General features: G+C 68.7%; 12 protein-coding genes and 1 pseudogene. 8 read left to right on the plus strand and 5 right to left on the minus strand.

The window, feature by feature from the left end:
- Positions 1–418: 418 nt before the first annotated feature.
- The 5 genes and pseudogenes from E1165_RS29400 to E1165_RS01440 all read left to right on the plus strand — a co-directional run bounded on the left by E1165_RS29400 (position 419) and on the right by E1165_RS01440 (position 4,103).
- Positions 419–1,030, plus strand: a complete 612-nt coding sequence (locus E1165_RS29400; protein ID WP_207916418.1) for a CBM35 domain-containing protein — start codon at positions 419–421, stop codon at positions 1,028–1,030.
- Positions 1,027–1,653, plus strand: coding sequence for a glycosyl hydrolase family 65 protein (locus E1165_RS29665; protein WP_243704531.1), 627 nt, complete (start codon positions 1,027–1,029; stop codon positions 1,651–1,653). The genes E1165_RS29400 and E1165_RS29665 overlap by 4 nt, the downstream gene beginning before the upstream one ends.
- A complete protein-coding gene (locus tag E1165_RS29405) occupies positions 1,617–2,321 on the plus strand; it encodes an RICIN domain-containing protein (protein WP_243704532.1) in 705 nt (234 codons plus the stop codon). Before E1165_RS29665 ends, E1165_RS29405 begins: the two co-directional genes overlap by 37 nt.
- 489 nt (positions 2,322–2,810) lie before the next feature.
- On the plus strand, positions 2,811–3,593 hold the full coding sequence (locus E1165_RS01435) for a matrixin family metalloprotease (RefSeq protein ID WP_132386844.1): 783 nt from the start codon (positions 2,811–2,813) through the stop codon (positions 3,591–3,593).
- A gap of 174 nt (positions 3,594–3,767) precedes the next feature.
- A pseudogene (locus E1165_RS01440) lies at positions 3,768–4,103 on the plus strand (helix-turn-helix domain-containing protein).
- A gap of 833 nt (positions 4,104–4,936) precedes the next feature.
- On the opposite strand, the gene E1165_RS01450 reads toward E1165_RS01440, so the two are convergent.
- Positions 4,937–6,463: an MFS transporter gene (locus E1165_RS01450; RefSeq protein ID WP_207916424.1), complete on the minus strand. Its 1,527-nt coding sequence runs from the start codon at positions 6,461–6,463 to the stop codon at positions 4,937–4,939.
- A gap of 341 nt (positions 6,464–6,804) precedes the next feature.
- On the opposite strand from E1165_RS01450, the gene E1165_RS01455 reads away from it, so the two are divergent.
- The 3 genes from E1165_RS01455 (at position 6,805) to E1165_RS01465 (ending at position 9,629) form a co-directional block, all read left to right on the plus strand.
- On the plus strand, positions 6,805–7,074 hold the full coding sequence (locus E1165_RS01455) for a hypothetical protein (protein ID WP_132386848.1): 270 nt from the start codon (positions 6,805–6,807) through the stop codon (positions 7,072–7,074).
- A gap of 734 nt (positions 7,075–7,808) precedes the next feature.
- Entirely contained in the window at positions 7,809–8,285 is a 477-nt protein-coding gene (locus E1165_RS01460; RefSeq protein WP_132386850.1) for an SH3 domain-containing protein, read from the plus strand.
- Positions 8,286–8,810: 525 nt separating this feature from the next.
- Positions 8,811–9,629: a hypothetical protein gene (locus tag E1165_RS01465; RefSeq protein WP_132386852.1), complete on the plus strand. Its 819-nt coding sequence runs from the start codon at positions 8,811–8,813 to the stop codon at positions 9,627–9,629.
- 58 nt (positions 9,630–9,687) lie between these two features.
- Here E1165_RS01465 and E1165_RS01470 read toward each other — a convergent pair whose 3' ends face one another.
- The 4 genes from E1165_RS01470 to E1165_RS01485 all read right to left on the minus strand — a co-directional run bounded on the left by E1165_RS01470 (position 9,688) and on the right by E1165_RS01485 (position 13,950).
- The gene (locus E1165_RS01470; RefSeq protein WP_132386860.1) at positions 9,688–10,332 is read right to left on the minus strand and encodes a beta galactosidase jelly roll domain-containing protein; all 645 of its coding nucleotides are present in this window, start codon (positions 10,330–10,332) and stop codon (positions 9,688–9,690) included.
- A gap of 163 nt (positions 10,333–10,495) precedes the next feature.
- Positions 10,496–11,197 carry a response regulator transcription factor gene (locus E1165_RS01475; protein ID WP_132386862.1) on the minus strand — a complete coding sequence of 234 codons (702 nt, stop codon included), beginning with the start codon at positions 11,195–11,197 and terminating at the stop codon, positions 10,496–10,498.
- Between the two features lie 54 nt (positions 11,198–11,251).
- Complete coding sequence (locus E1165_RS01480; RefSeq protein WP_132386864.1) at positions 11,252–13,246, minus strand: ABC transporter permease; 1,995 nt, start codon at positions 13,244–13,246, stop codon at positions 11,252–11,254.
- Entirely contained in the window at positions 13,243–13,950 is a 708-nt protein-coding gene (locus E1165_RS01485) for an ABC transporter ATP-binding protein (protein WP_132386866.1), read from the minus strand. The genes E1165_RS01480 and E1165_RS01485 overlap by 4 nt, the downstream gene beginning before the upstream one ends.
- Positions 13,951–13,978 lie beyond the last annotated feature (28 nt).

Below are 13,978 nucleotides of genomic sequence, written 5' to 3' on the forward strand. Positions count from 1 at the left end.
CTCCCGAGCATCGGAGATAGCGGTACCTCGATGTATAGGGGTGTCGGTCGGCATGGCAATGGCCAGTAGGCAACCGTGAACCGAAATTTCGACATCCCGGCTCCTCGACCGTGACCAAGCCACCGGCAAGGGCGTTCGGCGAACCGCGCCGTCCGGTCTGTTCAGCCAGGCGAGCGGCCGTAGCGGTTTCGGGCAAGCGAGTCGGCCGAACGGCACACCAGAGGGCTGGACCGGCTTTCCCCAGGCTCGTCCTGCAACGCAGCCGCGTCGCCCGTGGGCATGTCCCCTTGCTCCTATGTCAGACAGCTCTGGGGGTGAGGGTTGGCAGGCGGGTGATATCGGCAAGCTGCTCGGTAGACGACCTTGGACAGGCGGCGCTTGAAAGCTGGGGGGTGCCCTATGGATTTCGTCTAGCCGCGTGACCCGCACCACGTGGCGGGAGGCGATGGGCTTCGTCCCCTGGGCGTTCGGGCTGCCGGACCCGGAGTACTCGGTGGCCTGGAAGCAACTGACCGACCCGCAGCGTTTCGCCGGGGCGTTCGGCCCCTACACGCTGGAGCGGGCGCACGACTTCGAGGCGGAGCAGGCCACCGTCAACCGGGCGAACATCCGCACCGCGTCGAGCGCCTCGAACGGCCAGTACGTCGGACAGATCGACTTCTCCGACAGCCACGTGACGTTGACGGTGAACGCTCCGGGCGCGGGAACGTACCCGGTGAACATCTACTACGCCAACGCCACCGGTGCCACCTCGACGCACAACCTGTTCGTCAACGGAGCCACCACGCCCATGACGGTGAGCTACCCGGCGACCGGCGCGTGGGGCTCGTTCTCCAACTCGCAGGTCGTGACGATCCAGGTGCCGATGAAGGCCGGCGCCAACACGCTCAAGTTCATGAAGGGCACCACCGGGTTCGCGGAACTCGACCGAATCACCGCGAACCCCTACTTCGACTACCAGGCGTACCCGGCGACGCAGAACTTCGACGACACGAACTGCTGCCACTGGAACGGGCCGAGCTGGCCGTGAACTTCAGCGAGCACTACAACCACTCCAGCTTCGTCGATCTGGTGCTCAGTGGGCTGCTGGGTATCAAGCCGCAGGCGAACAACAACCTGGTGCTCAAGCCGCTGGTGCCGGACAGCTGGAACTACTTCGCACTGCAGAACCTGCCGTACCACGGCCACACGTACACCATCGTGTGGGACCGGGACGGCACCCGCTACAACAACGGCGCAGGGTTGCAGGTCTTCCAGGACGGCACGCGCATCCACCAGTCGGCGAGCCTGGGCAACACCACCATCACGGTGGCGGACCCGGTGACCCCGGCGGCGACGCCGAAGCTGGAGAACGTGGCGGCCAACGCCTGGAACGCCGACCAGGCGTGGTTCAAGGGCTGGGACAACCGCACCTACACGCAGAAGTTCCCGAGGGCGTTCGCCTCGTACACCAACACCGCGTCCAACGGCAAGCGCTGCCGCAGTTCCAACAACCCGCGCCGTGTGGAGGCGTTCGACGCACCGCTGAAGGCCACCAACGGCTACATCCGGTACGACCGGACGCCGACGACTGGTGGACCAACGCCGGCTCGCCGAACAGCACGGATCACCTCGGCGTGGATTTCGGGTACCAGCGCCCGGTCAACGAGGTGAAGATCTACACGTACGACGACGGGCAGAACGTCCGCGTCCCGGCCAGCTTCGACGTGCAGTACCTGTCGGGCGGCACGTGGCAGTCGGTACCGAACCAGGTCAAGACGCCGACCACCCCGGTGGCGAACGAGCCGAACGAGGTGAAGTTCTCGACGGTGACCACCTCGCAGTTGCGGGTCGTGTTCACCCCGCAGGCCGGCAAGTACGTGGGCGTGACCGAACTGGAGTCCTGGTACCCGGTGCAGGCACCGGTGAAGATCGTCAACAAGAACAGCAACCTGGAACTGGGCATCACCGGCGCGTCCCCCAGCTTCGGTGGGACGGTCACCCAGCAGGCGGCCGACAGCAGCCTGAACCACCAGTGGCAGTTGGTGCCGGCCGAAGGCGGTTACTACAAGATCTTCAACCGCAACAGCGGTCTCGTCCTGGGCATCAGCGGAGCCTCCACCACCGCCGGCGCGACCGCTCTGCAGTGGGGCGACAACCTGACGGCGGACCACCTGTGGCAGGTGGTCGACGTCGACGGCGGCCACGTCAAGCTGGTCAACAAGAACAGCGGGCTGGTGCTCGGGGTCAAGGACATGTCCACCGCGGCCGGGGCCTCCGTTGTGCAGTGGAACGACAGCGGCACCGATGACCAGCGCTGGAGGCTGGTCACGGCGAGCTGACCGATCGATCGCCGCGGGCGGCTTGAGGGGGCGGGAACGTTCCCTCCGGCCGCCCGCGCCGCCTTACGAGCGGTCCCGGCGCGCCCGTCTATCGCAGGTTGCTCCGCTGCCGAACGCGTCGCGCTCCCACTCGGTGAGGCCCTGCGCGTCCGGGTGGTCGAGCACGTACGAGGGCGACTGAGGTCTGCTGCAGCGGTCCGGAGCTTCGGAGCACCAACCATGACAGGGACAACGACCATCGATACTCAAAGGTCCGCAACCATGCACGAGGCCGTTACAGAGCCGCAATATCGCACCACCCTGAGTGCCGTCCTACGCAGAGCGCCTGAAAACAAACCCTTGTAGACGATTCACGCGACACGGAAGCTGACGACGTCAGAATCGCGTGCGAGGTTGCCTGTCATGCCGATGTTCACAAACGCTCGACACCGACCACTGTGGACTGCCACCATTGCCCACGTCCTTGATCAACAAGTCGGATGAGGTAACGTGAACACTCCCAAACGGCGGCTACTCCCATTCGGCCTGGCCACCCTGACTGCCCTGGCCATGGCTCTCGGCGCCGCCACGCCGGCAAGCGCCGACGACGGCGCCGGAGGGGCGCACGCGGACGTCCTGTCGATCACAGAGAACGCCGACGGCACCGTCGTCGAGAGGCTCTTCCGGCCGGCGCCTGGCGTCACGCCGGCCGAACTGGCCGAACTGCTGACCGCAAGCGGCGTACCCAACGTCGTGATCCGGGAGGACGACGACATCACCGCACAGGCCGCCGCGTGCAAACAGGGCACCGCGCGCACCTGGGCCAGCTCGGCTACCTGCTTCGTGAAGTGGGCCAAGGACGGTAACCCCCGGCCGGTCATCCACTTCCTCGACCGCTCCAGCGCCAAGTGGCCGGTCGGCCGCGCGGTCACCGAGTGGAACAAGACCTCCGGCATCGACTCCATCTACCGCGCGCCGAGCGCCGGCTGCGCCAGCAGCGCTCACTGCGTGGAGGTGGTCAGCGCCAACTATGGCGCGAGCGGCTGGATGGGCGAGACCGTGCGCCACCTCAACGCCGCCCGGACCTACCACACCCACGTCTCGGTCTACCTCAACGATCACTACCACGACAACGAGACCGTCCGGTGGGAGACGTCCTGCCACGAGCTCGGCCATGTGCTGGGACTGGGCCACAACACGTCGAAGTCGAGCTGCCTGTACGCGTACGGCGCATCCGGCGTCAGCAAGTACCCGAACAGCGACGACCGGGCGCTGATCACGCGCTTCTACTGATCCCACCCAGGCACGGGGGCACGCCAGCGCGTACTGAGCGGACACCGCGTCGAAACCGTCCCGGCGACCCACACGGACAATCACGGCCTCGGCCACCGCGACCTGCTCGCGGTGGCCGGCGCTCCGGGGCGTTGTCGGCCGCGTTGGCACGGCGGGACCGGTGGCCGGTGCACAATCGGGGTGCTGTTCGCCACGACCGACCTCGTCGCACTGCTGGCCGAACGTGGCATCACCTTGTCAGCCTCGTAGGTTCCACCGTCTCGTGACCGGGGTGCCGGAGCGGTTGTCCCTGCCCGTGCTCGCCGCATCGTGCGACATCCTCAACGTCACGCCCGCCGACCTGATCGTGACCAATGCCGAAACGTCGGCCCACGCAAGGTGGTCGCCGGCGACCGACCAGGCCCAATCAACCCCGAAGCGATCCGGCCTCAACGAGCAAGGTTACGGCAGTTCGTACCGAATCGCTGCTGGCACTCATCGGCCGACCCGTACGCCGGATCGACCAGATAGCTACAGAACAGCCGCACGGCCTCCTGATACGCGATGACAGGAACCTCAGGCTTCCATGCATCGCTGCCAGGTCGGACGGCCCCGCGCTCGCTGGCCGCCGGCATTGGGCGGCTGGCCCGCGCACGCCAATCAGCGTGTGGCTGATCAACGCCGAGGCCGGCGCATTCGGTTGACCAGGTAGAACAGGTACGCGGCGTTGCGTCGGCGGGCCGCTCTGTCGGCGAAGTACGGGACGAGTCCGCCGGCTTCGGCACGTTCGACATCCGACAACAACCACCTCATCACGCTCCATGGCGAGCGGTTCGCGGCATGTGAGTGCGCTCAGGGACAGCAGGCCATGGGCGCTTCTTCGCTCCTGCGGAAAGTGATGCCGAGTCACCGAACTGCATAGAGAACGTCGGGTCCGATTGCCGCCAGACGAGCCCACCTGGGTCTGAGGCCGTAGGTGAGCAGCCGTTCCCGGTTCATGTCCGTGAGGACACGTCGTCCGGCTGTGCGCTCGGGCGTTTCCCACGAATAGCGCCCGGCAGGCTTCCGACCGGGCGTCGCCATCCACTACATGGTGGGTACCGCAGGGCTACCCTTCACCACGCGCAGGGTGATGTGCGGGTAGTGGGCCGCCTCCCCCGCTGATGAGCACCGCAACGCTCTGCCGCTGACACCCTCGAGCCCGAGGGACGCGGGGCACAGTTCTTACCCGCTGATCTTGCTCGGACGGTCTTCGGGTGATTGCGGGCGTTGGTCGAACAGGTGCCGGAGCACCAGTCCTGGATTGAGGGCTCTGGTCCGGCGGCCGGGTCGCGACGATCCCGGCCACCGGATCAGCTCAGCGGTCAGCTGACGGGTTCTCTGGGTTTTGTGGCTGGGGTTGGAATGGTGGTCCTGGATCGGCGGGTCAGCTCCACGTGTGCCCTGCTGTCCCGGGCCCGGATCACGGTGACGGTCACCAGGAGGCCGATGCCCGCAACGACCGCCGCGCCGTCGAAGGCGGCGGTGTATCCGTCGGTGAGTGTCTCCGCGGTCGCGACGTTGCCCTCTTCGAGTCGGGCGAAGGTCACGCTGGACAGCACGGCCAGACCGAGGGCGCCGCCGATCTGCTGGCTGGTGTTGATCAGTCCACTGGCCAAACCGGCCCGGCGCCAGTCGACCCCGGTCGCCGCGGCGACGAACAACGGCGTGAACACCAGTCCGAGGCCCGCCCCGGCCACCAATCCCGGAGCGAGGACGTCGACGGCGAAGCTGCCGTCCGATGCGGCCCGGCCGAACCAGGCCAGACCCACGCCGAGCAGTGCCATACCGGTGGCCAGCACAGGCTGGTAGCCCCACTTCGTCACCAACGTTGAGCCGAGCGTGAGCGAGATGCCAAAGGTCACCACACACATCGGCACCAGGCAAAGGCCCGTGGTGATCGCGTCGTAGCGCAGCACGTTCTGCAGGTAGAGCGACAGGAAGAAGAACATCGGCACTACCAGGCCCCCGGCGACGGCGCCGGCCAGGTTGGCTCCGGTGAGCGACCGTATCCGGAAGATCGTGAGGTCGACCAGCGGCTCTCGCGAACGCCGCTCGACGATCACGAACGCGGCGAACAGCACCACCACGCCGGCCCCCGAGCCGATCGTCCGGATCGATCCCCAGCCCCAGGCGGGAGCCTCGATCAGCGTGTAGACCAGCAACGTGAGCGCGGCGGTGACGGTGGTCGCCCCGGCGAAGTCGAAGACCCGGTCCGAGATGTCCGTCCGCCTCTCGGCAAGTAGCGGCACCACGAGCAGCAGGCAGCAGGCGACGATCGGCACATTGATCCAGAGCACCCACTGCCACCCGGCGTACTGGGTCAGAACCCCGCCCAGGACGACACCGGCCGCGCCGCCGGCACCGCCAACCGCACCCCAGGCCGCGTACGCCTTGTTGCGCTCGATGCCATCGTGGAAAGTGACCGAGATGATCGACATCGCCGCCGGGGACAGGATCGCCGCACCGAGACCTTGCGCGACCCGGGTCGCGATCAATACCTCGATGGAGCCGGCGAAGCCGCCCACCAGCGAGGCGACGCCGAACAGAACCAGCCCGACGACGAACATGCGGCGCCGGCCGAGCAAATCGGCCAGCCGGCCGCCCAACAGCAAGAAGCCGCCGAAGGCCAGCACGTAGGCACTGACCACCCAGGTCAGGGCCTGCTGGTCAGCGCCGAACGCCTGGCCGATCGTCGGCATCGCCACGTTGATCACCGAGCCGTCCAGCACGACGATGAACTGCGCCGCGCACAGCAGTATCAACCCATACCAGCGGCGGCGCTCATGGACATTCTCGAAAGTCATGTATCCAGCATTCCGTTGAACCGATACCGGAGACTTTTCATCCACCCGGGGCGGGTGTGCAGGACCGATAGGCAGGCAACCCTCAAACCGCAGGGGAACGCCGTGCGGCGTACCGGTGAGACGCCGGCCGGATAGGCCGCCCGCGTCGCCCCGCTCGGGGTGGCAATAAACGTGTCAACAGCCGCCAATTGTTGATCTTGCTCGGCGGTGCGATTGGGCTGAGCGGCGTTCGCGCTGGTGTTCCGTTTGGGGGTCCTCCACCGGGCGGTCGGTGCGAGGCTCGCGGTCCAAGGCGAGCGCAAGGGCCGAGTACCTGGCACGCCGCAGCCGGGCTCGGGTTGACCACCTGCCCGGCGCACCTGCAGATGCTGCGCCAGGCCGGACTCATGGCGACCCGCCACGACGGCACCAAGATTTACTACCGCCTCGCCGGGCACGACGTGGCCGCTCTATACGTGGCGCTACGCGACGTTGCCGGCGCCCGCAACGCGCAGGCGACCGCCGCCCACAACGCCTACCTCGGCGTCGAGGGCACCGAGACCGTCTACCGCGACGAGCTGCAACGCCGCCTCGCCGTCGGCGAAGTCATCGCCGTCGACATGCGCCCGAGCGAGGAGTACGCCGCCGGCCACATCCCAGCGCGGCTGGTCCTATAGGGCCGACCGGTCCTCGCGGTGGGCCGGAACAAGGCCAGGCGGCGCGCTGTACAGGGTGCTGCGAGTGACGCCGAGGAGCTTGGCGATCGAGGTCATCGTGCGGTTCGGCTCGGCGAGCAACTACAGCGCGTACGCGACCTTGTCCGGGGTCATGGCCGGCGGCCGGCCGAGTCGTTGCCGCGGGCACGAGCGGCGGCCAGGCCCCCGTTCACCAGGTGCCGCCCGGACAAGCACACCGATCCCCGGCCTCTACCCGTCGAAAAGACCACCCCGTCGGGCAGTTCGTCAGCGCGTAGCTTGGGCCGGCAGTCGCTGTACGCGCGCGGCGTGCGGTCAGCGGCGAGGACGTTGCGGATACGGCCGGTCAGCGCGCCCGCGAACTATGGACAAGCCCTAACGGGACACCAGCTCAACGACCACCGACCACCCCAGGCGGCACGCGAAGATCAGCATTTGGCCCCTGGTGTCGCGGTTCTTACCAACACCCCGACAAACACGTCGACGCGTCCGCACTGCCCGTCACCCCCGCCGAGGGTGACCTCATCTCGACCCGAACTCTTCCACTCGGCCCGACGGCACAGGGCAATCGGACACCGAGCGGTAAACAGCACGCCACGACAACCGACTGGACCGGGTGCGCCCATAGGATCAAGTAGTTCGATATTTCGCCGCCGTTCCCGCTGCTACGGGCAGTGCCACATGGGCGGGGACGACCACGAGACAGGGAGTAGCAGATGAAACTCACCGCAGTCGCACGCCGGGCGGCGTTCACCGTGGCCCTCAGCCTACCGCTGCTGGCCGGGCCGGTCCTGGCCGCCAGCCCGGCGACCGCGCAGTCCGCCCCGCAGATCGCGACCGCCCCAGGCCCGGGCGGCAACACGGATGGTACCGCCCCGGCACCACGGATCTCCGCTGGCGACCGAGCCGACACCGGCCCCGCGATGGCACCGCGCTGCGGCTGGCTGCCCGGCGCCTACGAGCCGTACAGCGTCGGCTTCTCGGGCGCCGGCATCCGCCTGCGCAGCGGCCCGTCGACGACCTGCACCGTGCTGGGCCTAGGCTACGCGGGCCAAAGCGCGACCCTGCGGTGCGGCGCGGTGGGTGACGACGGGTGGGGCTGGTACTACGTCAGGAACAACAGCACCGGCGTCACCGGCTTCGTCCGGGGTGACGGCCTGACGGGCGTACCGATCTCCACCCTGGCGTGCTGACGCCCAGAGTCGGCCGGCACCAATCTCCGGGCCGCGTCGGGCACCCGTCCGACGCGGCCCGCCGCCCGCCCGAGCCGACGGCTCAAGCAGCTCACGCCGCGCCCAGGCGAACCTGGCCGGCAACCCGGCCACAGTACGGACAGATCAGCACAGACCCGCCCCCAGCGAGGTGGATCCGGGCCCACGAATGGGGCAGATCCAGCCGCCGGCACGCAGCGTCGGTGTCAGCCGGTCCCAGTCCACGCTCCTGTCGGCGACGCTACCGCCACTCGAACCTGCGGCGACGTCCTGTCCGGTCTTCTTGTCAGAGGCATACCGCAGCCTCTGCACGAGGAGGATCTCGGAGGCTCTCGTCGTGGCGGATACTCGATGACCACGTCGCAGTGAAGTTGCTGATCATTCGGGGTGTCGCGCTCCGCCGTCCACCTCGTCCACCCCCTTGCCTACCATCGCCGTCGGCATCACACTCATCTACATCAGTCTAAGTAGTGATCTGTTATTCGATGTTTGGTCAGGTTGATCGACATGGTTTCCAGATTCACCGTACGGCGGGTGCTCGCGGCCGTGCTCGCCACGATCACCGGCCTGACCGTGGCGCAGGCTCCGGCCGCCGCCGTGTCGCTGACCGAGCACATCGGCACCCAGGCCATCATCGGCACCGATGGCCGTTACCCGGTCGATCCGGCGGCCTATCCCGCTACCGCGACCGTCCTTCTCACCTTCTCGTACTACGATCACGGCGGTCAGTGGAAGGCGGGCCGCTGCACCGGCTGGGTGTCCGGCCACCATGATCGCAGCACCACCATCATCACGGCTGGCCACTGCGTCTACGGTGCGGAGACCGGAATCTGGCACAGCAACTATCACGTCCACGTCGGCGGCCCGAATGCGATCATCTGCCCGGCCAGGGTCCTCTACAAGGCGGCGCGTTGGGGTGGTCCGCCCGTTCCCGAGTACGACTACGGCGCCGTCAAGGTCGACTGCCGGCCGTCGGGGCAGCCCCTCGGGCAGCTGACGGGCGCCTATGGATACTCGACGAACTACATCTTCGCCGGCACCGCGGTGCGGACCCAGGGCTTCCCCAATGACAAGCAGTCCACGCCCTGGTTGCAGTGGGCAGCCGATGGTGTCGTCGGTCCCTCCACCGCGCAGCGGCTCTCCTACGACAACGACACTTTCTTTGGTCAGAACGGTTCACCGGTCTACGTGCCGGCCGTGCCCGGCTGTGGCCCATGCGTCACGGCCATCAACGGCAACTATCCCGACCCCAACCTGAACTTGAACTACGGTGTGCGGATAACCACCGAGGTTCACCGAGACATCCGTAACTGGACGTTTCTGTGACCTGAGCTTCCGCATGAGTGGAAATCGTTGAGCTCCTGCCAGCGGGTCGCTGTCAGCGTCAAGGCCACCCCACGATGTCGCCCACGGCTCGGCTGTACGTCCGCCCCAGCGTTAACCCCGACGACCCACCCAGGCCGGGGGAAGTGATGCCGCCGGCATCGGCTCGTTGGGGACCCCGGCTTGAAACCTGCCGGCGAGGGTCGCACGTGGACCTGGATGCCGACGCGCTCTCGTTCCACACCGCGATCGCGATGCTGTTGTCGCCGCGCGGCTTGAGGATGCCGTTGGGCACCACGAACGTGTTCTGCGGTCCGCGGTGGTTGATGTACTGGCCGACGTTCCAGCCGTTGACGAAGATCGTCGCGCGGAAGCGGCGCGCCGGGTCGCCGGTGATCCGCAGACCGACCGAGGTGTCTTGGTCCGCCCGCAGATCCAGTTCGACGTTGGTGCGGTACCAGGTCACGCCGGCGGGCTGGGTGGCCGGCAGCGTGCTGATCTGCCAGTTCGCATCCGGAAAGCCGGGCAGCGACCAGCCGTGGTTCTCGCCGTACAGGCCGCCTTGTTGTACGAGCCGAGCCTGCCGGTCCTGTGGGCCGTACGTGGCCAAGCCCGCGCCGAGCGCCCGGTCACGCGCGATGCCGGCGTCGTCGAGCAGGCGGTGTATCCGGTCAGCCACCACGGGCAGCGCCTGCTCCGGTGGCATCAACGATGTGCCCGGTAGGGAGCTGCTGGCTACCGACGCCCGGTGAGTCGACGAGCGTGGCCGTGCAGAGTCCCGCGGCTTGCGGCGTTGAGTATGGCGGCCGACGTTTCGGCACCGTGCACGGTCGCTGTTGATATCTATCGCCGTACCGCGTGGATCGGGTTCACGATGGGGTGGGTTCGGCGTGGCCGTGTTGCCAGGCCCAGGCGGCGATTTCGACGCGGTTCCGGGCGTCGAGCTTGCCCTGGACGCTGGCGAGATGCGTTTTGACGGTGGAAACGGAGAGGTAGAGGCTCGCGGCGATCTCGGCGTTCGTACGGCCGAGCGCGGTAAGGCGGACAACGTCGAGTTCCCGTTCCGTCAGGGGTTGTCGGCCCGGCGCGGCGGGTGGTTCGGGTGGTTTGTCCGCGCGAGCGCCGGGGACGGGCCCGGAGGCCAGGTGTTTGAGCAGCCGGACGGTGATCGATGGTGAGACGAGTGAGTCTCCGGCAGCGGCGGCGCGGACGGCCTCGGCGAGCAGTGTGGGGCCGGCGTCCTTGAGCAGGAAGCCGCAAGCACCGTTGCGCAGGGCGGTGTAGACGTATTCGTCGAGGTCGAAGGTGGTAACCACGACGACGCGCAGGGGCCGTACGACGTCGGGTCCGGCGAGTAGCCGAGTGGCGGCGAGGCCGTCCAGTTTGGGCATGCGGATGTCGAGGAGGCAGACGTCCGGGCGAAGCTGCCGGGCGAGGGTGACGGCCTGCTCGCCGTCCGTCGCCTGGGCAACGACGCTGATGTCGGGCTGGGCGTCCAGGAAGAAGTGGAACGCGGAGCGGATCACGTCCTGGTCGTCGGCGATCAGGACGCGGATGGGCGGGGCTGCCATGATCACATCATCGCGCGCCATGGCGCCCCGCCAGTCCTGGACCAAGCGCTGTCATCAGTCGTCGGCACGGACGGGGTCCGCGGTGACCGCGCGCAGCAGCGGTCTGCTGGCGCCGATCGCGGCGAACATCGCCACCGCGCCGACCAGCACGCACGCGGCGAGCCTGCCGGCGTTCGTACTCTGTCCCGTGCCGACCATGCTGTTCAACCGCGTGGCCGCGAAGACGCCGAGCGCGGTGGTGCCGCCGGCGAGTATCACAAGCGGAACGGCGGTTTCCCAGGTCCGGGCCCGGTTCAGCAGGGCGAGCGGGGTGCCGGCCAGGCGCAACAGCCGGTACGTGCGGCGGCGGTCGAGCACCGTGGCGGCAGCGGTGAGCCCGGCTGAGGTCGCCGCGGTCAGGAAGCCCAGCAGCAGCGCGGCGAACCCGACCTGGCCGAGCTGGCGGACCGTCATGGTGATGTCGGCGTTGCCCAGATCCTGGGTGTAGGGCGCCACGCCCGGAACAAGCCCGGTCAGCACCGTCAGCGCCGTATCGATCTCGGCCGGGCCACCGGTGATCTGGGCGACGATCCCGCTGTCCCAGAGCAGGGAGTCGTCGGGATCGGCCTGGACGGTCGCGATCAGGCCGGCCGCCCGGAGCCGGTCCCGGGCCTGCGCGGCCAGATCTTCAACGGTCTGCCCGCCCTCAGCAGGGGTGACCTGCACGGCGACCTGGCCGGGGTAGCTCGCACCGATGGCGCCGAGCTGAGCGACGCTGCAGAAGCCGGCCACGAACCCGGCCAGGACCAGGCCACTGACGGTACGCCAGGCGCCCCGCGGGTCGTCGCTGAGCCGGCGGGCGGCCAGCAGCATGGCCGGACGCCGGGCGAAACGGCCGATGATCCGACCGAGCCGGTCGACGACCCAGGGGCCGAGCGTCAGATACGCGCCGTAGCACAGCAGCATCAGGGTCAGCGTTCCGCCGATGCCTAGGTTGCCTTGGCTCGCCCGCACCCCTATGTACCCTGCCGCCACGAGGAACACAACGAGCCGCGCGGTCCGGGTCCGCTGCGGATCGGCCTGCCGTGCGACTCCGAGCGGGGCCATCGCTACCCGCCGTAGCGCCGACATGGCGCTGACCGCGATCACCCCGGCAATCAGGACGATCATCGCGATCAGGTAGGCCGGGCCGACCCAGAGGTCGCCGGGATACCAAGCGCCGACGCCGTACGGAACCCGGGCCACCAACGGCAGCAGCAGGCCGTACGCCGCGGCGCCGGCCATCGCCCCGGCGGCGCCGACCGCGAAGGCCTCGGCGCCGGTCATGGCAAGGATCTGCCGCGGCGTCGCGCCGGCCAGCCGGAGCCCGGCGAGCCGCTGTTCCCGCCGGGCGGCACCGAGCCGGCCGGACGCCGCGGCGAGCACCAGCACGGGAACGACCAGCAGGCCGACCGCCATCAGCGCCCCTGTCTGGTCGAAGGCGAAGAGCGACCCCGGATTGGCCGCCGTCCGGGCGAAGCCGGAGACAACCGCCCGGGCGGTCAGACCTAGCCCGGCGTCGGACTCCGGTAGGGAGCTGATCGCGGGGTCGGCGGGGGTGCGGCCGATCACCGCGATAAGTTCGTCGGGCGAGGCCAGTCCGGCCCGGCCGATCGTGTGGTACGACGCCGGGCGGGGGAAACGGCCGGCGAGTTGCCCAGCGGGGAGTTCCCTGATCAGCGCGGCCAGCGCCGGGGAGAGGTAGACCTCGCCCGGCTGGGAGAAGTCTGTCAGCCCCGGCGGCGGCGCGGTGGCCGGGCGGTCAGGCAACTGCGCCAGTTGGACCACGGTGACCGGGGTGCCGCGCACGAACGTGGTGGACAGCGCCTGCACGGCGGTGCCGCGCGGATCCGGGCTGGGGGTGCGCCACGCGGCGTGGTCGCCACGGGTGCCGGCGCCGAGATAGACGGCGAGCAGAAGTAGCAGGATCAGCACGCTGATCGCGGCGGCGGCGGCAGCCAGCAGTTGGCCCTGCCAGCCACGGCGGCCGCCTGTTCGGGCCAGTTTCCAGGTCAAGGCGATGCTGTTCACGACGCCGCTCCGTTCCGGGTCGGCGCCACGGCAGATTGCCGCCGGCCGGCGATGAGTCCGTCGCGCACCTGCACGATACGGTCACAGTGGGCTGCGACACCGGCATCATGGGTGACCATCACCAACGCGGCCCCGAGCGACCCGGTCACGGTGGTGAGCAACCGGATCACCTCCTCGCCGGTGGCTTGGTCCAGCGCGCCGGTCGGCTCGTCGGCGAACACCACGTCCGGCTCGACGACCAGGGCACGGGCGATCGCCACCCGCTGCGCCTGCCCACCGGACAACTGCCCCGGCCTGCGCCTCTCCAGCCCATCCAGGCCAAGCGGACCGAACCAGCGGCGCGCCCGGATCACCGCTTCCCGCCGGCGTGAGCCCGACAGCATCAACGGCAGGGCGACGTTCTCCTCGGCCGGCAACTCCGGAAGCAGCTGACCAGACTGGAACACGAATCCGAAACGATCGCGACGCAACGCGCTGAGCCGGTTCTCCCCCAGCCGGTCGATCCGCTCCTCGCCCAGCATGACCCGGCCCTCGTCCGGCCGGATCACACCGGCCAACACATGCAGCAGCGTGGACTTGCCCGATCCCGACGGCCCCATGATCGCCAACGACTCCCGGGCACGGACCGCCACATCAACGCCGGCCAGGGCCGTCGCCGATCCGTACTTCTTGACAAGGCCGTACCCGGCCAGCGCCTCGCTCATGGCTCAGCCCTCGAACTTCCAGGCGACG

Origin of the sequence: Micromonospora sp. KC723, from assembly GCF_004348595.1 — a bacterium.
Taxonomy (GTDB): domain Bacteria; phylum Actinomycetota; class Actinomycetes; order Mycobacteriales; family Micromonosporaceae; genus Micromonospora.

Coding starts and splice junctions, on each gene's coding strand:
- E1165_RS01455 (WP_132386848.1), top strand. CDS start 6,805: ATGGCGACCCGCCACGACGGCACCAAGATTTACTACCGCCTCGCCGGG.
- E1165_RS01460 (WP_132386850.1), top strand. CDS start 7,809: ATGAAACTCACCGCAGTCGCACGCCGGGCGGCGTTCACCGTGGCCCTC.
- E1165_RS01465 (WP_132386852.1), top strand. CDS start 8,811: ATGGTTTCCAGATTCACCGTACGGCGGGTGCTCGCGGCCGTGCTCGCC.
- E1165_RS01470 (WP_132386860.1), bottom strand. CDS start 10,332: ATGCCACCGGAGCAGGCGCTGCCCGTGGTGGCTGACCGGATACACCGC.
- E1165_RS01475 (WP_132386862.1), bottom strand. CDS start 11,197: ATGGCAGCCCCGCCCATCCGCGTCCTGATCGCCGACGACCAGGACGTG.
- E1165_RS01485 (WP_132386866.1), bottom strand. CDS start 13,950: ATGAGCGAGGCGCTGGCCGGGTACGGCCTTGTCAAGAAGTACGGATCG.